Genomic DNA, 24,046 nt, shown 5'->3' with positions numbered 1-24,046 from the left:
CCGCGGCGGTGGAGCCGCCCACCGCGGGCGCTCCCCGGAGACGGCCACCCGAGCCGCCGACCGCGGAGGCTCGCCGAAGCCGCCCACCGCGCCGAAGCCGCCCAACGGACATGCCCGGCCCCACCAGCAGTCCCATCAGCCGTAGGGGATGTTTCACGTGAAACCGATCGACCCGCGTCTGCTCCGGTACGCCCGGACCACCCGCCGCTTCCTCATCGCGGTAGTGCTTCTCGGCCTGGTCGGGGCAGCGCTGGTCGTCGCCCAGGCGATGCTGATCGCCGAAGTGGTGGTGGGAGCCTTCCAGAAGGGCTCCTCCGCCTCCGCTCTGGTGACCCCGCTGGCCCTGCTGGCGGCGGTCGCCGTCGGCAGGGCCGCGGTCTCCTGGCTGACCGAACTCGCCGCCCACCGGGCGAGCGCGGCGGTCAAGTCCGAACTGCGGGGACGGCTGCTGGCCCGTGCCGCCGAACTCGGGCCCGGCTGGCTGAGCGGCCAGCGCACCGGATCGCTGGTCGCCCTCGCCACGCGGGGAATCGACGCGCTGGACGACTACTTCTCCCGCTATCTGCCGCAACTGGGCCTCGCGGTGGTCGTACCGGTCGCGGTACTCGCACGGGTCGTCACCGAGGACTGGGTCTCCGCCGCCATCATCGTGGTGACGCTGCCGCTGATCCCCGTGTTCATGACGCTGATCGGCTGGTACACCAAGACCCGGATGGACCGTCAGTGGCGGCTGCTGTCCCGGCTGTCGGGCCACTTCCTCGATGTCGTCGCCGGACTGCCGACCCTCAAGATCTTCGGCCGGGCCAAGGCCCAGGCCGAGGCGATCCGCTCCATCACCTCGGAGTACCGGCGCGCCACCATGCGCACGCTACGGATCGCCTTCATCTCCTCCTTCGCCCTGGAACTGCTCTCCACACTCTCCGTCGCCCTGGTGGCCGTCACCATCGGCATGCGGCTGGTCCACGGCGACATGGATCTCTACACCGGGCTGGTCATTCTGATCCTGGCCCCCGAGGCGTATCTGCCGATCCGGATGGTGGGGACCCAGTACCACGCCGCCGCCGAAGGACTCTCGGCCGCCGAAGAGATCTTCGAAGTCCTGGAGAGGGAGCCGCGCCCGGCCGGTACGAGGCCGGTGCCCGCCACGGTCCGCCTGGAGCTGGACAGGGTGACCGTCCGGCACGAGGGACGGGCCGAACCCTCGCTGGACGCCGCCTCGCTGACCGTTGAACCGGGGGAGACCCTCGCCCTGGTCGGCCCCAGCGGCATCGGGAAGTCCACGCTTCTCGATGTGCTCCTCGGCTTCGCCGAACCGTCGGAAGGCCGGGTCACGGTCGGCGGGGTCGACCTCAAGGACCTCGACGCCGACCGCTGGCGCGAGCAGATCGCCTGGGTGCCCCAGCGCCCGTACCTCTTCGCGGGAACGATCGCCGAGAACGTACGGCTGGCGCGGCCGGACGCCGACGACCGGGCCGTCATGGACGCGCTGCGGGAGGCCGGGGCGTACGACTTCGTCACCGCGCTCCCCCACGGCGCGGACACCGTGCTCGGTGAGGACGGCGCGGGGCTCTCCGCGGGCCAGCGGCAGCGGCTCGCGATCGCGCGGGCCTTCCTCGCCGACCGCCCCCTGCTGCTCCTCGACGAACCGACGGCGGCGCTGGACGGGGAGACCGAGGAAGGAGTCGTCGACGCGGTACGGCGGCTGGCGGCCGGCCGGACCGTGCTGCTGGTCGTCCACCGCCCGGCTCTGCTGGCTGTGGCGGACCGAGTGGTCACCCTCACCCGCGCCACGCCCCCCGCGGCGGACCGGACCGGCACGGCCGCGGGGACGGCCGCGGCCGCCTCCGGCACGGAGGCGGCCGCCCTCGACCACGAGGACGCGTACCGGTTCGCGGAAGCTCCGGCCGGCGGCGTCCCGGCACTCACCCGGGTACGGCGGGCGGCCCGGAATCAGCGGGGCCGATTCTGGCTCGGGCTCTTCCTGGGCAGCCTGGCGCTCGGCTCGGCCGTGGGTCTGATGGCCGTCTCCGGCTGGCTCATCTCCCGAGCCTCCGAACAGCCGCCCGTGCTCTATCTGATGATGGCCGTGACCGCCACCCGCGCTTTCGGCATCGGCCGGGCCGTGTTCCGGTACGCCGAGCGGATCGTCTCCCACGACGCCGTCCTGCGGATGCTCGCCGAGATGAGGGTCGCGGTCTACGGGCGTCTGGAGCGCATAGCTCCGGCCGGCCTCAGGAAGAGCAGGCGCGGCGATCTGCTCACCCGGCTCGTCCTGGACGTCGACGCCCTCCAGGACTACTGGCTCCGCTGGCTGCTGCCCGCGGGATCGGCCGTGGTCGTCAGCGCGGGGGCGATCGGGTTCACCGCCTGGCTGCTGCCCGAGGCCGGAGCGGTGCTCGCGATCGGACTCCTCGCGGCGGGAGTCGCCGTACCGCTCATCAGCGGAACGATCGCCCGCCGGGCCGAGCGGCAACTCGCCCCGGCACGGGGCACCCTCGCCACACGGACCGTCGACCTTCTGCGCGGTACGGCGGAACTGACCGTCGCCGGGGCGCTGACGGGCCGGATCGAGAGCACCAGGGAGGCGGACCGGCGGCTGACGCGGATCGCTTCCCGGGGAGCCGCGGCCACCGCCATCGGCACCGGGCTCTCCGCCCTCGCCTGTGGACTGACCGTCGTCTTCGCCGCCCTCGCCGGAGTGCAGGCGGTGCGCGAGGGACGGCTCGACGGAGTGAACCTCGCCGTCGTCGTCCTCACCCCGCTCGCCGCCTTCGAGGCGGTCACCGGTCTGCCGCTGGCCGTGCAGTACCGCCAGCGGGTCAAGCGGAGCGCCGAGCGGGTGTACGAAGTGCTGGACGCGCCCGTTCCGGTGCACGAGCCGGAGCACCCGGCCGCGGCACCGGCGACGGCCTTCCCCCTCCGCGTCCAGGGGCTGCGGGCCCGCTACGCGGGACAGGACCGGGACGCGCTCGCCGGACTGGATCTCACGGTCACGGCGGGCAAGCGCATCGCCGTCGTCGGCGCGTCGGGCTCGGGGAAGACCACCCTCGCGCAGGTGCTGCTCCGCTTCCTGGACGCCGGGGCCGGGACGTACACGATCGGCGGGGTGGCCGCGGACACGCTGGACGGGGACACCGTCCGCCGGTTCGTCGGGCTCTGCGCACAGGACGCCCACCTCTTCGACAGCTCCGTACGGGAGAATCTGAGGCTCGCCCGTACCGGGGCGACCGAGGACGAACTGCGGCAGGCGCTCGCGGACGCCCGGCTGCTGGAGTGGGTCGACGCACTGCCGCAGGGACTCGACACCCTCGTCGGGGAGCACGGCGCCCGGCTCTCCGGCGGTCAGCGGCAGCGGCTCGCCCTGGCCCGCGCGCTCCTCGCCGACTTCCCGGTCCTGGTCCTCGACGAGCCGGCCGAGCACCTCGATCTGGCGACGGCCGACGCGCTGACGGCGGATCTGCTGGCGGCGACGGAGAGCCGGACGGCGAAGGGAGCGGCGACCGTGCTGATCACACACCGGCTGCGGGGGCTCGACGCCGTCGACGAGATCGTCGTGCTGGAGGACGGACGGGCCGTCCAGCACGGCCCGTACGCCGAACTCGCCGCCGTGGAAGGCCCGCTGCGGCGGATGCTGGAGCGGGAGAGGGCGACGGACGAAGCGGTGGAACTACTCGGCGCGGGGCTGTCGCGGGTGGCTGTCTGAGCATGGCCGGCGCATGCCCGCCGGCTTCGTGGGGGGCGGTGACGGGAAGGATGGGTGCGGTCGCGGGAGCACATCCCCCGGCCCGTCCCCGGCCTGTACGGGTCATGTACTCCGGCAGGCAGAGCCGTGCCCCCTTGGGAGCCGACTTTCCTCTCTAAATAGGAATAACTAGGCTCAAGGTCATGACAGCGCCCGAATCGCAGGATCCGCAGGATCCGACCAGGCCGAGGAACCGGATCCGGTCGACGAATCCGATCGGGTCGACGAATCCGATCGAAGCCGGGAGCCGGGCGAGCCGGAGCCTCCAGGGCCTGTCCACCGAACTCACCGCCCGCATCCCGCAGCTGCTGGAGGCCATGCGCTCCGTGGGCACCGGGCTGGAGCTCCACAGCACTCTCGATCGGATCTGTGAGACCGCGGCCGAACTGGCCGACGCCCGGTACGCCGCCATCGGGGTCGTCGACGAGGAAGGCCGAGGGCTCTCCGACTTTGTGACGTACGGGGTCGACGACGAGGTCGCCGGGGTCATCGGAGACCGGCCCGACGGACACAGGGGACTGCTCGGCGCGCTGATCCACGACCCGGTCCCCGTCGTGCTCGCCGATCTGACGTCCGATCCGCGCGCGGCCGGATTCCCGCCCGGCCATCCGCCGATGCGGACCTTTCTCGGTGTCCCCATCCGCGTCCAGGGCGAGATCTTCGGCAATCTCTATCTGGCGGAGAAGCGCGGCGGGGCCCAGTTCAACGACTACGACCTCCACATGGTGCGTGTCCTCGCCACCGAGGCCGGGATCGCGATCGGCAACGCCCGGCTCTACGAGGCGGCCCGCCAGCGCGAGCGGTGGATCGACGGCTCGGTGGCCGTGACGACCGCCCTGCTCTCCGGAGGCGATGCCGAGGACGCCCTGGCGGTCGTCGCCGAACAGGCACGGAGGCTGGCCGACTCCTCGGCCGGGATCGTGCTGCTCCCGGCCGAGGAGGGCGGTCTGGAGATCGCCGCCGTCGCCTCCGACCTTCCCGTGACCTCGCTGGGCGTGGTCATACCCCCCGAGAGTCCGGCGATCGCCAGCCTGCTCGCCGGGGAGCCCGTGTTCGTCGAGAACTCGGCCACCGATCCACGAGTGATCAACGAGGTCGCCTCGCGGTACGGACCCAGCATGATGCTCCCGCTGCAGAGCGGCGGCCGGGTCCTCGGAGCGCTCGCCACCCCGCGGGTACGCGGCGCACGCCGCTTCACCGAGGCGGAGCGGACCCTGGCCACCCAGTTCGCCTCCCAGGCCGCGCTCGCGCTGATCATGGCGGAGGCCCAGCGCGACCGGGAGCGGCTGGCGGTGTACGAGGACCGCGACCGGATCGCCCGCGATCTGCACGATCTGGTCATCCAGCGGCTGTTCGCCACCGGGATGATGCTGGAGGGCGCACAGCGCCGGTCGCTCGTGCCCGCCGTGCAGGACGGCGTCGGCAAGGCGGTCGATGAACTGGACGTCACGATCCAGGAGATCCGCACCGCCATCTTCGCGCTCCAGCAGGGTCCCGCGGAGGCTCCGTCCGGGCTGCGGACCCGCGTACTCCGCGAAATCAACATGGCGGCCGTGCCGCTCGGCTTCAAGCCGGGCCACCGCTTCATCGGCGCGGTCGACGCCACCGTCGGCGACCTCACCGGGAAGAACCTGATCGCGGCGCTGCGGGAGGCGCTGTCCAATGCCTTCCGGCACGCCGAGGCCGCTCATATCGAGGTCGTGGTGGACTCCACAGTCACGCTGCCCGACGGTTCCGACGGCGTACGGCTGACGGTCGCGGACGACGGGATCGGCATCCCGGAGGGCGGCCGGCGCAGCGGGTTGCGCAACCTCGCGCGGCGGGCGGAGTCGCTGGGCGGTTCGAGCGGGTGCGGGCCGGGCATCGGGGAGAACGGGCAGGGGACGACCGTGTCCTGGGAGGCCCCGCTGTAGCCGGGGGCACGGGTGCGGTGAAGGGGCTCCGGCCGCGCGGTCCCGCGCCGTGTGCGAGGGCCCTGCACGGCGCTCTCGCCCGAGGGCTGTGCCTACGGCCCGGAGCATGGCCGCACTGCTGCGACCTGCGGATTTTCCTGGGCCAGGTGGCCCCACGACACCCTGTGGGTCCCCGGATTCGAGCCCGGATCGGGTCACGATCCCGGCTATGCGCCTGAGACACCGCGACAGGACGCCGCTGCTCGCTGCGGTGTTGCTGTGCGCACTTCTGATGACTCCGCCGGCGGCGGCGTACGGGCATGTGGACGGCCCTGCTTCCGCCCTTTCCCCCACCTCGCCCGGACCGTCTGCCGCTTTCCCGCTCAGCGCGTCGCCCGGCGCGTCACACGGCGCGTCACACGGTCGGTCGTCCAGCGTGCCCGGCTTGTCACCCGGCTCGTCGCTCGGCCCGGCACACGCTCCCGACCTGGGCATGAGCGCGGAGGTGGCCCGGTTGTACGAAGAAACCGCCAAGGTCACCGCGGAGTACGAGAAGAACAGACGCGCGGCCGACACCCAGCGCACCGCGGCCGGCCGGCTCCAGAGGCGGCTCGACGGCCAGCGGCGGCAACTCACCACGATTCACGACGCCGTGGGCGCGGTCGCCCGCGCCCAGTACCGCTCCGGCGGACCGCTGGCGTTGACCGCCCGGCTGCTCCTGTCGAGGGACCCCGACGAGCTGATGCGCGGGCGGCGGTTCGCCTGGCAGGCCGAGATGACGGTGAACCAGCTGCTGGGCAGGGCCAGGTCCGCCGAGCGCCAGTTCTGGGTGGCCGAAAGACGGGCCAGGGTCGCCTGGCACGATTTCGACGCGCGCAGAGCGAAGCTCGCGGCCGTCAAGCTGAGCATCCACACCCGGCTGGAGGCCGCGCAGTGGACGCTGCAGAGGCAGGCCAACAATAGCGTCGCGGCGGGCAAGTGCGCCGGCGCCGTACGCCTCGACCAGAGCCGGCACACCGTTCCGCCGGGCGTCTCCTGGGTGACTCCGGTGGAGCGGTACCGGCTCTCCGCGGGCTTCGGCAGCGGCGGCAACCGCTGGGCCCGTCGGCACACCGGTCAGGACTTCGCGGTGGGCATCGGCGCCCCGGTGCGGTCGGTCGGCGCGGGCCGGGTGCTGTCGGTCTCCTGCGGAGGAGGCTTCGGGATCGAGATCGTCGTACAGCATCACGGCGGGTACTACACGCAGTACGCCCATCTGGCGTCGGTCGCCGTCGACCAGGGCGAGCGCGTGTCCACCGGCCGGGTGATCGGGCTGGCGGGCACGACGGGCAACTCCACGGGGCCGCACCTGCACTTCGAGGTGCGGCTCACACCGTATCTGGGGTCGGGAGTGGATCCGGCGCAGTGGCTTCGGGAGCGGGGTGTCAGGTTCGTGGAAGAACCCGCGGCCTGAAACTCACGGCAGATCCCGCAGGATCCGCTCGATGACGACCGCGACACCGTCCTCGTTGTTGGCGACCGTCCGGCCGGAGGCCGCGGCGATCACGTCCGGATGCGCGTTGCCCATCGCGTACGAGGTACCGGCCCAGCTCAGCATGTCCACATCGTTGGGCATGTCGCCGAAGGCGACGACCTCGTCCGCCGAGATGCCGCGTTCGGCGCAGCACAGCGCCAGGGTGCTGGCCTTGCTCACACCCGGACCGCTGATCTCCAGCAGGGCGCTCGCGCTGGATCGGGTGATGGAGACACGCGCGCCCACGGCGGTACGGGCCAGGGCGAGGAAGCCATCGGGCTCCAGCCCGCGGTGCTGGGCGAGCAGCTTGAGCACCGGAGCGCCGCTTCCGGCCTCCTCCTCCTGAAGGAGCTTTTCGGCGAGGGCGACGATGGTGCCCGGATCGTAGTTGAACAGCGCCGGATAGTCGGGCTCGTGCTGGAATCCCGCGGTCGTCTCCACCGCGAAGGAGGTGCCGGGGACGATGTCGCGCAGGGTGCTCACGACGTCGAGGGCGGTGGCCCGCTCCAGAGCGCGGACCTCCAGAAGCGTCCCGCCCGAGTGCAGATCCACGACGGCGGCGCCGTTGGCGCAGATGGCCAGGCCATGGCCGTGCACATGTTCACTGACCACGTCCATCCAGCGGGCGGGACGCCCGGTGACGAAGAAGACCTCGATCCCGGCCTCCTCGGCGGCGGCCAGTGCCGCCACGGTCCGGTCGGAGACGGATTTGTCGTCGCGCAGCAGGGTGCCGTCCAGGTCGGTGGCGATCAGCCGGGGTGCCGGGGACTGGATACGGGAGTTGGTTGCTGAGGTCACGCATCCATTCTTCCGTATGTATCGCACGGGCGTGCGGGGGCCCGCACATATGAGTGGACTGCTGGGTGCAGGGGAGCGTAACGCGGCGGCCGGACAGGTCGAGAGGGGCGCAGGGGGCGCGTGTCGGCAGCGCTGGGGGCGCAGCAGATCCGTGGTGCGCTGCGCCTCGGCCGCCGGGGGTACGGATATGGCTCAGGGTGCCCGGATGCGCGCGGGGACAGTCGGCTCGGCCGGTCTGCCGGGTGCACCCGATCCGTCGTGCGCCGAGTGACCTCGTCGCCAGGGAGGCCGCTGCCTCTCGGAGCCCTGCCTCTCGGAGCCCTGTCACTCGGGTCCTGTCACTCGGGTCCTGTCACTCGGGTCCTGTTACCTGGGCCCTGCTACCCGGACCCTGTCACCCGGGCCCTGCTACTCGGGGTCCCGTCACTCTGGCGGTTCCGGTGGATCGTGCGGACCGACCTCCCGCACCCGCTCCGCGAGCCGGAGGAGATCCTTGCGGTCCTTCTCCCTGCCGAGGTGAACCTTCCATGCGACGGTATCGGCCAGTGAGAGAAAGCGCAGATCACCGAAGGTCTCCGCCCTCGCGAACAGCTGCTCCACGCTGCCGAACAGACTTGCGTACCACTCATTGGTGACCTCGATCCGCCCGTCCAGCAGCCGGATGGAGAGCGCTCCCTCGAAGGGCGCCCTCAGCGCGCTTCCGAGCGTCAACGCCCGCTGCCAGGCCGCTCCACGGGCGACCACGTCGAGATCGGTGATCCGGTCCCGCAGCCCGCGTATATAGAGCGGAGCGCTACCGCAGATCATCAGATCCCCGGTCGGCAGTCCCAGTTCCCGTAGTTGACGGAACGGTTCCGTCAGCAGCCGCTCGGGCAGCAGGGGCACGCGCGACAGGTCGAGATCCTCGGCCCCGACGGCGGCGGCCCGGAGGGCGGCACTTCCCTTCCGCCCGCGCCCCGGTCCCGCGTCGGACCTGCCGTACATAACGTGCCCCTGCCGCATCGCCGTTATGCGCCGACCGCGTCTTGCGCCGCGCCCGCCGCAGGTGTCACAGGTGTCGCGGGCGTTGCGGGCGTCGCGATGACCGGTCGCCGTACGTCGACCCCGCCGGCCGGGGCGGCGACGACCGTCCCTCCGGTGCCCAAGGCCGTCCCGCTCATCGTGAACAGCCCGAACGCGACCGGCTCCAGAGCGGGCGGCACCACTGCCGCGCCGACCGCCACCACCCGCATGTCCCCTTGTCCATACCGTCTCCTTGGCATCATGAGTCGAGTTGCCGAGCCCTGCTCCGTATCCGGATCCCTGATCCGGACCCGGCCGCAAACGCCTTGGTAGGAGGCGTGGTTGAAGACCGCGGCCGGACACCTCACACGGTACGGCCGGGTGATCGGGCGATCCAGCCCCTGGGGAAGCCTCCGGCTCCGGCGAGAGACCGGCAGGAAAGTCGTGCAGATCCCATCTTTTGACGAGGTTCCGTCGATGGCGGGACGACTACGCTGGTAGCGCCGTTGCTGGGATCACTTGCCGAGCCCGCTCCGGCCATCGAAGCAGAAGGAGTTGTGGGGGTGGTAGCCCATAACTCCTGTCTGCTCTGTCCAGTTGGCGCTCGGCTTTCCGGCGTACAGGTTCTACGACGCGCGCGTACGCGCCACCCGCCCCCCCGTACGAACCGCCCCGACGCTGCCCCCGATGACCCTGCGTGGCCTTTAGCGTTGCCCCTGCCCTGGCTCAGGATTCTCAGGAGGCGCCGTCAGCCCTCGGCGATCCGGGTGAGACCCGGCAGATCGGTGATCACCAGACTTCGGTAGCCGGTGTTGATGACCCCGTCGTCCCGCAACGTCCTCAGAGCCCGATGCAGACTCACCGGGGACGATCCGATCAGGGACGCCAGATCGTCGTTGCTGAGCGGGACGCCGATCCGCACCCCTTTCTCCTGCGCTACGCCGTACGTTCCCGCCAGGGAGACGAGTGTTCTCGCCAGCCGGACCTTCAGCGAGTAGCCTCCGAGGTCGATCCGCGCCTGAGTCGCCGCTCTCAGCCTGTTGGTGACGATCCGCATCAGCACCAGCGACACCTGGGGCTCGCGTCGGCACACTTCCTTGAAGGCTTGACCGGCGATGACGGTCACCACGACATTCCTGACGGCGAAGACGGTGGCCGATCGGGGTCGGTTGTCGAGCGCCCCCAGCTCTCCGACGATGTCCCCCAGGGTGCGAATCGCCAGCAGGGTCGTGTGACCGTTCTCCGCGCTTGAGACGATCTTCACCAGGCCCTGCCGGATCACCATCACGTGGGTGGAGTCGTCGCCCTGGGTGAGCAGCCTCTCCCCGGCGGCGAACTGCCGGACGGTACCAGCCTGGAAGAGGGCTTCGCGCGCGTCGGTGGAAAGCTGCGCGACGAAGGACCCCTCCGGCCAGGGGGAGCCGCCCGGTCGGCGCGACGAGGACGCCGCCGTCGTCGATTCGGGACCGGCGGTGCCGTCGGACGTCGGCGCGTCAGCGTTCATCCGGCACCTCCCTGGCGAGGATCACGCGTCACGATCGTTCCAGATGGCCGAGCCTCTCGCAGCCTGTCGCCAGGACCCGCCTCGCGCAAGACCGCCGGGGAGCGGGCCGGAGCCGGAGGGACAGGCGCGGTGCGGGACGGGAGCGGTGTGTGGGTCGACGGCGGACGGTGGACGGTGGACGGCGGGGGCCGAGGTCAGCTCAGCTGGGCCGGCGCTTCGGTCGCGATCTTCTCGAAGACCGCCTGGTCGGCCGCGAAATCGGAGTCGGGGATGGGCGCGTGGATCACGATCTCGTCGATGCCGAGGGCGAAGTGCCTGCCCGCGAAGTCCACGAACGCGTCCAGCGACTCCAGGGGTTGCCCGCGGTCGGGAGTGAAGCCGGTGAGAAGGATCTTGTCCAGCTCGGCAGCGTCCCGCCCGATCTCGGAGCACGCACTCCCGAGCCGCTCGATCTGCCCGCGGATGGCCGCACGTGACTGCTCCGGCGTACCAGTCTCGAAGATCTTCGGGTCGCCGGTGGTCACCCAGCCCTGTCCGTGCTCCGCGGCCAGCTTCATTCCACGCGGGCCGTTGGCGGCCACCGCGAAGGGGAGGCGGGGCCGCTGCACACAGCCGGGAATGCCGCGGGCCTCATCGGCGGAGTAGTGGGTGCCCTCGTGCGTGACGGACTCCTCGGTGAGCAGCCGGTCGAGCAGCGGTACGAACTCGGCGAAACGATCCGCCCGCTCACGCGGCGTCCATGCCTCCTGGCCGAGCGCGGTGGCGTCGAAGCCGTTGCCGCCCGCGCCGATGCCGAGGGTGAACCGGCCCTCGGAGACGTCGTCCAGTGACATCAGTTCCTTCGCGAGGGTCACGGGGTGCCGGAAGTTGGGCGAGGTGACCAGGGTGCCCAGACGCAGTCGCTGGGTGGCCGTGGCGGCGGCGGTCAGGGTGGGTATCGCGCCGAACCACGGCCCGTCCCGGAAGGTGCGCCAGGTCAGGTGGTCATAGGTGTACGCGGTGTGGAAGCCCAGTTCCTCGGCGCGAGTCCACTCCTCCTCGCCTCCTTGGTGCCAGGGCCGGACGGGAAGGATCACGGTGCTCAGACGCATGATCCCGACGATACGTGGGCTTCTCACTGCCGCGGTATGCCGAGGGAGCAGATTCGGTAAGCCGCGTCGACGTCGCCATAGGAGCCGCCCGGTCGCCGCTCACCGGAGACCGCCGACGAGGTGCTCCGAAAGCTCCTGCGCAACCCCGGATCCGCCTGGAGCGAGCACGGTGAGATGCTACTCCGCCGAAGCAAGCTCTGGCACTACGAGAACGAACCCCGTCCGGGCGCCTCCGTCATTGGCGACCGCCTCAGCAGGTTCGTCGCCGACCGCCAGTAGTCGCTGCGGAGCAGCGGCGACTTAGTAGGTCATGTACTACACATGGCGAAGCTCTGCGACAACCGGGTGCGGCTCATCGCGATCTGAGTCAGGACGGTACGTGGGGCCCTCTCAGCGCCCGTTCCCGCAGATCAGGCTGCGATAGGCGAACAAGGCTCGACCGAGGTGACGAGCGTTCCCCGGCGCATTCGCCCGGTTGCCGTCGCGGCGGCGGTCAGCGTCGGCAGGGTGCCGCCGTCATCCCCGGGAGCCGTGCCGGGGTCAGGGGACGGCATCGATATCGGTATCGGTCACGGACCTCGGGGAGAGGCGGGCCGGGAACCGGCCGGTGGCTACCGCTCGGGGAAGCGCAGAAACTCCGGCGGTACGACCTCCGCGAGCCAGACGCCGTTCGCGCTCACCCGGAAGACATGGCCCGCCTGGTGCATCGCGCCGGAGTCCACGGACAGGACGACCGGGCGTCCCCGGCGTGCGCCGACGCGGGTCGCCGTCTCGCGGTCGGGCGAGAGATGCACATGGTGGCGGGCCATCGGGCGCAGGCCGTCCGTACGGATCGAGGCCAGATTGCGGGCGACCGTGCCGTGATAGAGGTACGCCGGGGGGTCGGCCGGGGGAAGTCCCAGGTCCACCTCGACGGTGTGACCCTGGTTGGCACGGATACGGCTGCCATCGATGGTGAAGCGGCGCTTGTCGTTGGCCGCGACGACATGATCCAGCTCAGCGCGGGTGAAGGGGAAGTGGTGGGCGCCGGCCGCCCGTATCAGATCGGCGATCTCCACCCAGCCGTTCTCGTCGAGGGCGATGCCGATCCGGTCGGGTTGATGCCGCAGATGTTTCGAGAGGTACTTCGACACCGTCACGGTGCGTCGTTCGTCAGGGTCCATGGAGCCAGGGTGACCGGAAGCCATCTCGGCCGCCACCGAGAAATTTTCGTCCACAGGTTTGATCCACAGCCAACTAGAGTTATCCACAGGCTAATTGGCGATTCTGTGGACAACTATCCGTCGGATCAACCTTCTTGATCAAGTTCCGCCGAACCTCCGGCTCTTGCGGTGAGGGCATCCAAAGTTCTTGCCTGTACCTCCCGTTCGGTGGCGGCGGCGATGAACGCTGCCGTGTTCTTTGGACCAACGAGGCTCTGAACGGCCCGGATTGTCTCCTGTGGCAGTGTGACGGAACGTGGCTCGGGGGCTTGTGGCGGCGAGCCCTCCGCTGTGAGGTGCTGCCGCAGACGGCGGGTGGCGAACATCCGCATGGCCCTGGCCAGTTCGGCGTCTACCGTCTGCTGTGCGAGCGGGCGAAGTCGGCGGACCATCGACGCCGCTTCGGCCGCGTCCGCGTCCGTCGGCGGCCGATGGCCGAGATAGCGGGCGAACACATGCTCGGTGGTGAACTCCAGGAAACGGGAGGCGATGTGCTCGACCTGATCGCGAAGCTCCCTGAGATGGCCGGAGATTGCCGGCAGGGCTATCCCTGCCGCGTGCAACTCGACCGCTACCGCTAGCTCTTGTGGGCTGGGTACGAGAAACTCGTCGGCCCGTCCCGCCAGGGGCTCCAGAATTCCCAGCTCCACCGCCTCCGCGACGGCCTTCTCGTTCGGCTCGCCGCCGAACTTCTCCTCCAGTTCGGCACGGGTGATCCGGATGGCCTCCTCGTCGGTCCATGGGCCCTGTACCTCCGCTACCAGACCGAGCACCCCGCCGAGCCCCCGACCCGCGTCCCACGCCTCCAGCAGTTCCTTGATCGAGGCCAGGGTGTAGCCGCGGTCGAGCAGGTCGGCGATCTGCCGCAGCCGGGCCAGATGGGCGGAGCCGTACACATTGGACCGTCCGCGCCGCTCCGGCTTCGGCAGCAGACCTCGGTCCTGATAGGCGCGGATCGTACGGACCGTGGCACCGCTGAGGTGCGCCAGGTCCTCGATCCGGTACTCGGTGACTGACTGCTCGGACAAGCCCGCTCCCTCGATGACCGACCGCCTCCCGTGATCACTGACATGCGACGGCCTCACGAGCACGGAAGAAAGCCGCTGATTCGCTCGAAGGAGGCGTCCCCCGCCGTGGATGCGTCCCCCGCTCACAGCCGTGGCTCCAGCCGGGCGATCGCCCGCGAAGTCCTGGGCGCGAAACGGGACATGAGCAGCATCACTCGTGCCTCGGGCGTGACCGGGACCACCGCCTCATTCCGTACGACCGCGCGCAGGATCGCGTCGGCCACCTTCTCCGGTGGGTAGTTGCGCAGTCCGTAGAGCCGGGCGGACCGCTTCTGCCGACGCTTCTCCTCGGCCTCGTCGACCCCGGTGAAACGCGCGGTGGAAGGGATGTTCGTGTTGACGAAGCCCGGACATATCGCGGAGACCCCGATGCCCTGGGCCGCCAGTTCCGCGCGCAGGCACTGGCTCAGCATCAGAACCGCGGCCTTGGAGGTGCTGTACGCGGGCAGCGCCATCGACGGCTGATAGGCCGCCGCGGAGGCGACGTTGACGATATGGCCGCCCTGGCCGCGCTCGGCCATCTGCCGGCCGAAGAGCCGGCAGCCGTGGATGACGCCCCACAGATTGACGTCGAGGACCTCCTTCCACTCCTGGGGGCCGGTTCGGAGGAAGGGGCCGGCGAGCCCGATGCCGGCGTTGTTGACCAGGACGTTCACCACGCCGTACTCGGCGGCGACCTTCCCTGCCAGCTTCTCCATCGCTTCCTCGTCGCTCACTTCCGCCGCTTCGCCCCAGGCGTCGGGCGCGCCGATGAGCAGCGACTGCTCGGCGGTCCTGGCCGCTCCTTCGGCGTCCCGGTCCACGGCCACGATCCGCGCCCCGGCCTCGGCGAACGCGAGAGCCGTGGCCCGCCCGATGCCGCTGGCCGCGCCCGTGACCAGGACGAGTTGTCCGCCGAAGCGCTCGGCATACGGTCTTCTGGTCCTGGCTGCCCGTGCCGTCTCCGCGATGCCCGCCGGGCCGGCGGTCCTATCTGGCTCCGCCGTTTCCGCCGCTCCCACAGGACCGTTGTCATGGGCGAGGACGAAGTCTCCGATCCAGACGGCCAGTTGATCGGGCCGGGTGCGCGGAACCCAGTGCTTCGCGGGCAGGGTCCGGCGGGTCAACTGCGGAACCCACTCGTCCAGTTCGTCATTGAGCCGTTCCGACAGAAAGGCGTCCCCGGTCGGTGTGATCAGCTGGACGGGGGCGTGGGCATACGCGTCCGGGCGCGGGCGGCGCAGCCGGGCGCGGATGTTGTCACGGTAGAGCCAGGCACCGCGCGCCGCGTCGTCCGGCAGCGAGGACGTCGGGTAGCTGCCGGTCAGCGGCTTCTCCATCCGCCGGAGGATCTTCGGCCACTGTCTGCCCAGCGGCCCGCGCCAGGCCAGCTCCGGCAGCACCGGCGTATGCAGCGCGTACACATACCAGGACTTGACGCCCTGGCCGAGAAGCTGGCCGACGCGCCGGGGCGTGGGCCGGGTCATCCGTTTCTTGATCCAGTGCCCGAAGTGGTCGAGGGACGGCCCGGACATAGAGGTGAAGGAGGCGATACGGCCCTCCGTGCGACCGACGGTGACGAACTCCCAGGACTGCACCGACCCCCAGTCGTGGCCGACGAGGTGCACCGGCCGGTCCGGGCTCACCGCGTCCGCGACCGCGAGGAAGTCGTCTGTCAGCTTCTCCAGGGTGAAACCGCCGCGCAGGGGCTTCGGCGCGGCGGAGCGGCCATGCCCCCGTACGTCGTACAACACCACATGAAAACGGTCGGCCAGTCGTCCGGCGACCTCGGACCACACCTCCTTGCTGTCCGGGTAACCGTGGACGAGTACGACCGTGGGCTGTGAGACATCGCCCAACTCGGCTACGCACAGGTCGATTCCACCCGAGCGGACCCAGCGCTCCCGCGCATCCTCGATACCCACGCCGACTCCCTCGCTCCTGCTGCCCAGTGCCGCACATGCGGCGGTTCGTCGTCCGGCCGGAACGCTCTCCGCTCCGGGCCCCTGCGGTCGGCGCCCCCGCCGAAGCCACCCGCCCCGCCCCTCCCCGCCCGCCCCTCGTCGCGCTACGCATCCGTAAGGTGACACTGACGAATGTGACAATGCTCGGCGGCTACGTCAAGTGCCGGGCGTCGCCCTGTGGAAAACTCCCGCCCGGCCCGGTCACGCCCGGACTCCGGCCCGGTCGTCACGCCCGGACTCCCGCCCGCCGCGACTCCGGCCCGGTCGCGCCCGGACTTTCGTCACCGCCCCCCGTCCACTTTGGTATCACCCCCTACGGGTACGTCCCTCTGGAGTCGGACATCGATCCAGCCGCCCAGGCTGACGCTCTCTGTGGCGTGCGCCACTATGTTCGGAACGTGACTGTGATCGTGACCGAAAGCCTGAGCAAGCGGTTCCCCAGGGTGACCGCGCTTGACCGGCTCTCCATGGACATCGGCCCCGGTGTGACCGGACTGGTGGGCGCCAATGGAGCCGGCAAGTCGACCTTGATCAAGATCCTGCTGGGTCTGTCCCCCGCCACGGAAGGCCGGGCCTCGGTGCTCGGTCTCGATGTCGCCACCCATGGCAGCGCCATCCGGGAACAGGTGGGCTACATGCCCGAGCACGACTGCCTGCCGCCCGATGTCTCGGCCACCGAACTGGTCGTCCACATGGCGCGCATGTCCGGACTCCCGCCCACGGCCGCCCGCGAACGCACCGCGGACACCCTGCGGCACGTCGGCCTCTACGAGGAGCGGTACCGCCCCATCGGCGGCTACTCCACCGGCATGAAGCAGCGGGTGAAACTCGCGCAGGCCCTTGTCCACGACCCCAAACTGGTCCTTCTGGACGAGCCGACCAACGGCCTCGACCCGGTGGGACGGGACGAGATGCTCGGCCTGATCCGCCGTGTCCACACCGACTTCGGGATCTCGGTCCTGGTCACCTCGCACCTCCTCGGTGAACTCGAACGCACCTGTGACCATGTCGTCGTCATCGACGGCGGATCGCTGCTGCGCTCCAGCTCCACCAGCGACTTCACCCAGCAGACCGCGACCCTCGCGGTCGAGGTCACCGACAGCGACGAGCACCCCGACGGCACCGCCGTACTGCGCGAACGGCTCGCCGCCGCCGGAATCACCCTCCACGCGGGCCTGGAGGAGGGGCTGCCGGGCGCGGGCCACATCCTGCTGGTCGAGGCGACCGGCGAGGAGACGTACGACGTCGTGCGCGACACCGTCGCCGGGCTCGGCCTCGGTCTCGTACGGATGGAACAGCGGCGCCACCACATCGCCGAGGTCTTCCACACGGACGCGTCGGACCGGGCGACGAGCGAGAACCGCGGCCTGGAGACGGATCAGGCGGACCAGGCGATGGAGGTGCAGTCCCGATGAGCACACAGACCCCCGGGGCGGTCCCCGAGACCGCCCGTATCCACAACATCGGCTACCGCAACTACGAGGGCGAACGGCTCGGCCGCGCCTATGCCCGACGCTCGCTGTACTCGCAGTCCCTGCGCGGTTCGTTCGGCCTCGGCCGCTCGGCCAAGTCCAAGGTGCTGCCGATGATTCTCTTCGCGGTGATGGCCCTGCCCGCGGCGATCATGGTCGCGGTCGCCGTCGCCACCAAGGCGGAGAAGCTCCCCTTGGAGTACACGTCCTACGCGATCGTCACCCAGGGCATCATCGGACTCTTCCTGGCCGCCCAGGCCCCGCAGTCCGTCTCCCGTGATCTGCGCTTCAAGACGGTGCCGCTGTACTTCTCCCGCCCGATCGAGCGGATCGACTACGTACTCGCCAAATTCGGCGCGATGGCCACGGCCATGTTCATCCTCACGGCCTCGCCGCTGCTGGTCCTCTACATCGGTTCGATGCTCGCCAAGATGGACTTCGCCGACCAGTCGAAGTGGTTCGGGCAGGGCCTGGTCTCCGTCGCGATCCTCTCCGTGCTCTACGGAGGGCTCGGCCTGGTGATGGCGGCCCTCACCCCGCGCCGCGGTTTCGGCGTCGCGGCCATCATCGGCACGCTGACCATCACCTACGGCGCCGTCTCCACCGTGCAGGCCATCGCCGTCGAGACGGACTCGGTCGCGGCGGTCAAGTGGTTCGGTCTCTTCTCACCGGCCACACTCGTCGACGGTGTGCAGACCGCGTTCCTCGGCGCCACGTCCAACTTCCCGGGGGAGGTCGGACCGGGCACCGGCGCCGGCGTGGTCTATCTGCTGGTCGTTCTCGCGCTCATCGCCGGCTCGTACGGCGTCCTGATGCGCCGCTACCGAAAGGTCGGGCTGTGACCGCCCACCCGTCGCCTACCACCGTCCTTCTAAAGAATGGGCCGCGCCCATGAGCACCCTTCACATCGAGCACGCCTCCCGGTGGTTCGGGAACGTCGTGGCCGTCAACGACGTCACCATGGCCGTCGGCCCCGGCGTCACCGGTCTCCTCGGCCCCAACGGCGCGGGCAAGTCCACACTCATCAACATGATGGGCGGATTCCTCGCCCCCTCGACGGGCAGCGTCACGCTCGACGGCCGGCAGATCTGGCGGAACGAGTCCGCCTACCGGGAGATCGGCGTCGTACCGGAGCGGGAAGCGATGTACGACTTCCTCACCGGTCGCGAGTTCGTCGTCGCCAACGCCGAATTGCACGGCCTGGGCGGGAAGGAGGCCCAGAACGCGCTCGCCACGGTCGAGATGGAGTACGCGCAGGACCGCAAGATCGCGACATACAGCAAGGGCATGCGGCAGCGCGTGAAGATGGCCTCCGCCCTTGTCCACGACCCGGCCGTACTCCTGCTGGACGAGCCCTTCAACGGCATGGACCCGCGGCAGCGGATGCAGCTCATGGAGCTTCTACGGCGTATGGGCGCCACGGGCAGGACGGTGCTCTTCTCCTCCCATATTCTGGAGGAAGTCGAGCAACTCGCCTCGCACATCGAGGTGATCGTCGCCGGACGGCACGCGGCGTCCGGCGACTTCCGCAGGATCCGCAGGCTGATGACGGACCGCCCCCACCGCTATCTCGTGCGCTCCAGCGACGACCGCGCGCTCGCCGCCGCGCTGATCGCCGATCCGTCGACGGCGGGCATCGAGGTGGATGTCACCGAGGGCGCGCTGCGCATTCAGGCGGTCGACTTCGGCAGGTTCACCGAACTGCTGCCGAGGGTCGCCCGCGACCACTCCATCCGTCTGCTCACGGTCTCGCCCTCGGACGAGTCCCTCGAATCGGTCTTCTCCTACCTCGTAGCGGCCTGAAAGGAGCTGTGACGTCATGTACAACCCCACAGTCGCCCGGCTCACCTATCGGGCCGTGCTCGGCAGGCGCAGGGCGGCGATCCTGTTCATCCTGCCCGCGCTGCTCCTGGTCATCGCGGGTGCGATCCGCGCGTTGAACGGCGCGGACGACCAGATCGCCGCCGAAGTGCTCGGTGGATTCGCCCTGGCCACCATGGTGCCGCTGATCGGGGTGATCGCGGGCACCGGCGCGATCGCGCCCGAGATCGACGACGGCTCGATCGTCTATCTGCTGGCCAAACCGGTGAAGCGGCCCACGATCATCCTCACCAAGCTGATCGTCGCGATCGGCGTGACCATGCTCTTCTCCGCGCTCCCCACGCTGATCGCGGGCTACATCCTCAACGGCAACGGGCAGCAGATCGCCGCCGCGTACACCGTGGCCGCGCTGGTGGCCTCGATCGCCTACAGCGCGCTGTTCCTGCTGCTCGGGACGGTCAGCAGGCACGCGGTCGTGATCGGGCTCGTCTACGCCATCGTCTGGGAGTCCCTGTTCGGCAGCATGGTGCCCGGCGCGCGCACTCTCAGCGTTCAGCAGTGGGCGCTCTCCCTCGCCGAGAAGATCGGAGGGGAGGGCATGATCGGCTCCGATGTGGGACTGCCGCTGGCGGTGGTGCTGCTCGCCGGTGTCACCGCGGTGGCGACCTGGTACGCGGGGCAGCGGCTGCGGGTGCTGAAGCTCGCGGGTGAGGAGTGACGGGGGAAGGCTGACCCGGCAATCCGGCAGGAGTGACCGAGCGAGAGGGACCGGGGCCGGGGTGCCCGAGTGGGGACCATGGCTCCGGTTGCCGGTTGCCGGTTGCCGGTTGCCGGTCGCCGTGTGCTGGTGGGCCGGCCCCGTCCGAGCGCCAGTGCGCGTTTTCTCGGGTGGGGCCGGCCCTCGTACGTCTTCGTCTGCCGGTGGCTCCCCCTACGGGTGGAGGAAAACCAGTGGCGCCGAACGGCCGGGCCGGGGAGAGTGGTTGGGCCGGGCGCACATCAGTGCGACCGGTGCCACCTGCCGGGAGAGGAGCGCGACGATGACCGAGTGTCCGTCCCGCTCCCCGCAGGGCATCGCCGGGCAGGCCGAGGAGTAGCCACCGAACTCCGCGAGCCGCGCGAGCCGTTGCCCGGGGAGGCGGCCGCTTCGAGCGCGCGAAAGCGCGGGCCGCCTCCTTCCCGGAGGTGGGTGCCCGGCCCGATTCCTCCGTCGTTACGCGGGGCTCAGTCCCTGGTCGACCGGGACGGACCGTGGTTCCCCAGCAGGGACTCCAGCTTGACCGCGATGCCGTCGTCCGCGTTCGAGGACGTCGACTCCGTGGCCACGGCCTTCAGATCCGGGTGGGCGTTGGCCATCGCCACGCCGTGGGCTGCCCAGGCGAACATGGGTATGTCGTTCGGCATATCGCCGAAGGCGATCGTGTCGGCGGCCCGCAGGCCCAGGCGGCGGGCGGCCAGCGAGAGGCCCGTGGCCTTGGAGAGGCCGAGGGGCAGGATCTCCACTATGCCGGGCCCGGCCATGACCACGTCCACCAGGCCGCCGATCGTCTCCTTCGCGACCTTGACCAGAGCGTCGTCGTCCAGCCGGGAGTGCTGGATGTAGACCTTGTTCAACGGGGCGGCCCACAGATCGGCCACGTCGTTGAGGGGCAGGAACGGCAGCGGGCCGTCCTGCACCTCGTAGTCCGCGCTGACCAGGACCTCGCCGTCGAGCCCGTCACGGCTCGCCGCCAGGGCCAGGGGGCCGACCTCGGCCTCAAGCTTGGCGAGAGCGATCGCCGCGATCTTGCGGTCGAGGGTGAGCGAGGTCAGCAGACGGTGCTCGCCCGCGTGGTAGACCTGTGCGCCCTGGCCGCAGACGGCGAGGCCCTCGTAGCCGAGGTCGTCGAGTATGTGCCGGGTCCACGGCACGGCACGCCCGGTGACGACGATATGCGCGGCACCCGCTTCGGTGGCCGCCGCGAGCGCCGCGCGCGTGCGAGAGGAGATCGTCTCGTCGGGGCGCAGCAGTGTGCCGTCGAGATCGGTGGCGATGAGGCGGTACGGGAACGGGGCCGGGCTCACTTCGCGATCGGCTCCAGGATCTCCCGGCCGCCGAGGTAGGGACGCAGCACTTCGGGGACCCGGACCGAACCGTCGGCCAGCTGGTGGTTCTCCAGGATCGCCACGATCGTGCGCGGCACGGCGCAGAGCGTGCCGTTCAGCGTCGACAGCGGCTGGACCTTCTTGCCGTCCCGCATGCGGATGGCGAGACGGCGGGCCTGGAAGCCGTCGCAGTTCGACGCGGAGGTCAGCTCGCGGTACTTGCCCTGCGTGGGGATCCACGCCTCGCAGTCGTACTTCCGCGCGGCGGACGAGCCGAGGTCACCCGAGGCGACATCGATGACCTGGAACGGCAGGTCGAGCGCGGTCAGCCACTGCTTCTCCCACTCCAGCAGCCGCTTGTGCTCGGCCTCCGCGTCCTGTGGAGCGACGTACGAGAACATCTCGACCTTGTCGAACTGGTGCACCCGGAAGATGCCACGGGTGTCCTTGCCGTAGGTGCCGGCCTCACGGCGGAAGCACGGCGAGAAACCCGCGTACCGCAGCGGCAGACGGTCGGCGTCGATGATCTCGTCCATGTGGTACGCGGCGAGGGGGACCTCGGAGGTGCCGACGAGGTAGTAGTCGTCCTTCTCCAGGTGGTACACGTTCTCCGCGGCCTGGCCGAGGAAACCGGTGCCCTCCATGGCGCGCGGGCGGACCAGCGCGGGGGTCAGCATCGGGATGAAGCCCGCCTCGGTGGCCTGCGCGATGGCCGCGTTGACCAGGGCCAGCTCCAGCAGGGCGCCGACGCCCGTGAGGTAGTAGAAGCGCGAGCCGGACACCTTGGCGCCGCGCTCGACGTCGATGGCGCCCAGCGCCTCGCCCAGCTCCAGATGGTCCTTGGGCGCGAAGCCCTCGGCGGCGAAGTCGCGGATGGTCCCGTGGGTCTCCAGGACGACGAAGTCCTCCTCGCCGCCCACCGGAACCTCTTCGTGGACGAGGTTGCCGAGCTTGAGGAGGAGCGCCTTGGCCTCCTCGTCGGCCTCGTCCTGCGCCGCGTCGGCCGCCCTGACGTCGGCCTTCAGCTGCTCGGCCTTCGTCAGCAGCTCGGCGCGCTCCTCGGGCGACGCCTTGGGGATGAGCCTGCCGAGAGCCTTCTGCTCGGAGCGCAGCTCGTCGAAGCGGACGCCGGAGGACCTGCGCCGCTCATCGGCGGAGAGCAGAGCGTCGACGAGCGCGACGTCCTCTCCACGGGCGCGCTGGGAGGCGCGAACACGGTCGGGGTCCTCACGGAGCAGGCGAAGGTCAATCACCCCACCAGGCTACCGGTGCGCGCTCCTCGCCCGCCCACCTGATATAGCGTTGCGCATGCTTTTATGCCTATTGGTGAGTTTTGCGAAAGTGCGGTCCGAAGCGCGCGTCGATGTCAATGAATACGGTGCCGTTCGCTGCAATGGGGCATCTCGGCCAGGCCGGAATTGACTCATATCCCTTGTGGGCTGCGGGACTTGGTTCGTGGTTGTCCACAGGGGAGGGGGTTGCCGAAAAGTTATCCACAGGCTGTGAAGGGGAACTGTGGATTGTGGAAGTGATCGTTCCTGGAGTTGAAGTCGCATCCGAGGGCTGCTTCCTTAAACCTTCCCAAGACGCTCATTCGGGTGGAAATCACCCACTCTGGAGAGTTGATCGAGGAATTTGAGGTGACGGGAAGGTGGCGGGGTGAAGTGTGGCCCTGTGGAAGGAAGCGCGGCGAGTGGGCCGATTTGTCGACCAGACCGAGGTGCGTTGTCGACTTGTCCCCAGGTCGAGACTCGAACCTGTGGATAACTCTGTGGACGGTGAAAATCGGCAGGTAGGACAGTTCCGGTCACGGCCCGGTGTTGTTCAGGCCCGGCCGTCCTGGCAGCGCGCCAGCCAGTCCGACGCGGCCGTGAACTCCATGTCCGACGTCCCCGGCCGTGGTCCCCTCACGTCCGCCGGTGCCACGCCCGCACGCGGATACGAGCCGAGGAACCGCACCTCGGGACAGATCCGCTTCAGCCCCATCAGCGCCTCACCCACCCTCCGGTCGGAGATATGGCCCTCGGCGTCGACGGCGAAGCAGTAGTTGCCAATGCCCTGTCCCGTCGGCCGGGACTGGAGCAGCATCAGGTTGACCCCGCGTACGGCGAACTCCTGGAGCAGTTCCAGCAGCGCTCCCGGATGGTCGTCGCGCTGCCAGATGACGACGGAGGTCTTGTCGGCCCCGGTCGGCGCCGCGGGCCGCGCGGGGCGGCCCACCAGGACGAAGCGGGTCTCCGCGTTGTCCGCGTCGTGGATGTCGGCCACCAGCGGCTCCAGGCCGTAGGTCGCCGCCGCGAACTCACCCGCGAAGGCCGCGTCGTACCGGCCCTCCTGCACCAGTCGTGCGCCGTCGGCGTTGGACGCGGCCGACTCCCACACGGCGTCCGGGAGGTTCGCCCGCAGCCAGTTGCGCACCTGGGGCTGGGCCACCGGGTGCCCGGTCACCGTCTTCACCTCGGACAGCACGGTGCCGGGCCGCGCCAGCAGCGCGAAGGCGATCGGCAGCACCACCTCGCGGTAGATCATCAGCGGCTCGCCGGTCGCCAGCTCGTCCAGGGTCGCGGTGACCCCGCCCTCGACCGAGTTCTCGATCGGTACGAGCGCCGCCGCGGCGTCCCCGTTCCGTACGGCGTCGAGTGCGGCGGGAACGGACACCATCGGGATGAGCTCCCGGGTGGCGGCTTCTGGCAGAGAGCGGAGGGCCGCTTCGGTGAACGTGCCCTCGGGGCCGAGGTAGGTGTACCGCATGGCTGACATACGGTCACCCTAGTCGCCCCGCGCCCTCCCCCGTGCCCGTGCGGCCCCTCCGGAACAGGCCCACCCGGCGGGCGGGGTAACAGCCGCACGCCATGGAGCGCGCCCCTTACCGGACCGCTCGAAGCACTCCCCTGCGTGACCCTCCGCGACCGAC

The 24,046-nt window shown here is 70.2% G+C and carries 17 protein-coding genes; 7 read left to right on the top strand and 10 right to left on the bottom strand.

What is annotated here, in order from left to right:
• Positions 1–148 precede the first annotated feature (148 nt).
• The 3 genes from cydD to ACWEFL_RS31135 all read left to right on the top strand — a co-directional run bounded on the left by cydD (position 149) and on the right by ACWEFL_RS31135 (position 7,087).
• The gene (gene cydD / locus ACWEFL_RS31145) at positions 149–3,703 is read left to right on the top strand and encodes a thiol reductant ABC exporter subunit CydD (RefSeq protein ID WP_451719007.1); all 3,555 of its coding nucleotides are present in this window, start codon (positions 149–151) and stop codon (positions 3,701–3,703) included.
• A 182-nt stretch (positions 3,704–3,885) separates the two neighbouring features.
• A complete protein-coding gene (locus ACWEFL_RS31140; protein ID WP_451719004.1) occupies positions 3,886–5,655 on the top strand; it encodes a sensor histidine kinase in 1,770 nt (589 codons plus the stop codon).
• Positions 5,656–6,127: 472 nt separating this feature from the next.
• Positions 6,128–7,087, top strand: a complete 960-nt coding sequence (locus tag ACWEFL_RS31135; protein ID WP_451719001.1) for a M23 family metallopeptidase — start codon at positions 6,128–6,130, stop codon at positions 7,085–7,087.
• Between the two features lie 3 nt (positions 7,088–7,090).
• Here ACWEFL_RS31135 and ACWEFL_RS31130 read toward each other — a convergent pair whose 3' ends face one another.
• The 7 genes from ACWEFL_RS31130 to ACWEFL_RS31100 all read right to left on the bottom strand — a co-directional run bounded on the left by ACWEFL_RS31130 (position 7,091) and on the right by ACWEFL_RS31100 (position 15,715).
• The gene (locus ACWEFL_RS31130) at positions 7,091–7,945 is read right to left on the bottom strand and encodes a Cof-type HAD-IIB family hydrolase (RefSeq protein WP_451718998.1); all 855 of its coding nucleotides are present in this window, start codon (positions 7,943–7,945) and stop codon (positions 7,091–7,093) included.
• Between the two features lie 423 nt (positions 7,946–8,368).
• Complete coding sequence (locus ACWEFL_RS31125) at positions 8,369–8,929, bottom strand: hypothetical protein (RefSeq protein WP_451718995.1); 561 nt, start codon at positions 8,927–8,929, stop codon at positions 8,369–8,371.
• Between the two features lie 766 nt (positions 8,930–9,695).
• Positions 9,696–10,451 (bottom strand): Crp/Fnr family transcriptional regulator, encoded by a 756-nt coding sequence (locus tag ACWEFL_RS31120; protein ID WP_451718993.1) that lies wholly within the window; start codon positions 10,449–10,451, stop codon positions 9,696–9,698.
• Between the two features lie 194 nt (positions 10,452–10,645).
• Positions 10,646–11,542: an LLM class flavin-dependent oxidoreductase gene (locus ACWEFL_RS31115; protein ID WP_451718990.1), complete on the bottom strand. Its 897-nt coding sequence runs from the start codon at positions 11,540–11,542 to the stop codon at positions 10,646–10,648.
• A 611-nt stretch (positions 11,543–12,153) separates the two neighbouring features.
• Complete coding sequence (locus ACWEFL_RS31110) at positions 12,154–12,705, bottom strand: RNA 2'-phosphotransferase (protein WP_451718988.1); 552 nt, start codon at positions 12,703–12,705, stop codon at positions 12,154–12,156.
• 125 nt (positions 12,706–12,830) lie between these two features.
• On the bottom strand, positions 12,831–13,772 hold the full coding sequence (locus tag ACWEFL_RS31105) for a MerR family transcriptional regulator (RefSeq protein ID WP_451718985.1): 942 nt from the start codon (positions 13,770–13,772) through the stop codon (positions 12,831–12,833).
• A 122-nt stretch (positions 13,773–13,894) separates the two neighbouring features.
• A complete protein-coding gene (locus ACWEFL_RS31100) occupies positions 13,895–15,715 on the bottom strand; it encodes an SDR family oxidoreductase (protein WP_451718982.1) in 1,821 nt (606 codons plus the stop codon).
• A 443-nt stretch (positions 15,716–16,158) separates the two neighbouring features.
• Between ACWEFL_RS31100 and ACWEFL_RS31095 the strand changes: the two genes are divergently transcribed.
• The 4 genes from ACWEFL_RS31095 to ACWEFL_RS31080 are packed head-to-tail and all read left to right on the top strand — an operon-like array spanning position 16,159 to position 19,765.
• Positions 16,159–17,169 carry an ABC transporter ATP-binding protein gene (locus tag ACWEFL_RS31095; protein WP_451719077.1) on the top strand — a complete coding sequence of 337 codons (1,011 nt, stop codon included), beginning with the start codon at positions 16,159–16,161 and terminating at the stop codon, positions 17,167–17,169.
• The gene (locus tag ACWEFL_RS31090) at positions 17,166–18,068 is read left to right on the top strand and encodes an ABC transporter permease (RefSeq protein WP_451718980.1); all 903 of its coding nucleotides are present in this window, start codon (positions 17,166–17,168) and stop codon (positions 18,066–18,068) included. Before ACWEFL_RS31095 ends, ACWEFL_RS31090 begins: the two co-directional genes overlap by 4 nt.
• 49 nt (positions 18,069–18,117) lie before the next feature.
• Positions 18,118–19,029 (top strand): ABC transporter ATP-binding protein, encoded by a 912-nt coding sequence (locus tag ACWEFL_RS31085; RefSeq protein WP_451718977.1) that lies wholly within the window; start codon positions 18,118–18,120, stop codon positions 19,027–19,029.
• Between the two features lie 16 nt (positions 19,030–19,045).
• Positions 19,046–19,765, top strand: a complete 720-nt coding sequence (locus ACWEFL_RS31080) for an ABC transporter permease (protein ID WP_451718975.1) — start codon at positions 19,046–19,048, stop codon at positions 19,763–19,765.
• Positions 19,766–20,271: 506 nt separating this feature from the next.
• On the opposite strand, the gene ACWEFL_RS31075 is transcribed toward ACWEFL_RS31080, so the two are convergent.
• The 3 genes from ACWEFL_RS31075 to pheA all read right to left on the bottom strand — a co-directional run bounded on the left by ACWEFL_RS31075 (position 20,272) and on the right by pheA (position 23,892).
• Positions 20,272–21,111, bottom strand: a complete 840-nt coding sequence (locus ACWEFL_RS31075) for an HAD family hydrolase (protein ID WP_451718972.1) — start codon at positions 21,109–21,111, stop codon at positions 20,272–20,274.
• Positions 21,108–22,385 carry a serine--tRNA ligase gene (serS, locus tag ACWEFL_RS31070; RefSeq protein WP_451718969.1) on the bottom strand — a complete coding sequence of 426 codons (1,278 nt, stop codon included), beginning with the start codon at positions 22,383–22,385 and terminating at the stop codon, positions 21,108–21,110. Before serS ends, ACWEFL_RS31075 begins: the two co-directional genes overlap by 4 nt.
• A gap of 571 nt (positions 22,386–22,956) precedes the next feature.
• Positions 22,957–23,892, bottom strand: a complete 936-nt coding sequence (gene pheA / locus ACWEFL_RS31065) for a prephenate dehydratase (RefSeq protein WP_451718967.1) — start codon at positions 23,890–23,892, stop codon at positions 22,957–22,959.
• Positions 23,893–24,046 lie beyond the last annotated feature (154 nt).

The organism is Streptomyces sp. NPDC004838, from assembly GCF_053600955.1.
Note: the sequence above shows the minus strand (reverse complement) of the source record. Positions and strands in the feature narration are given on the sequence as shown.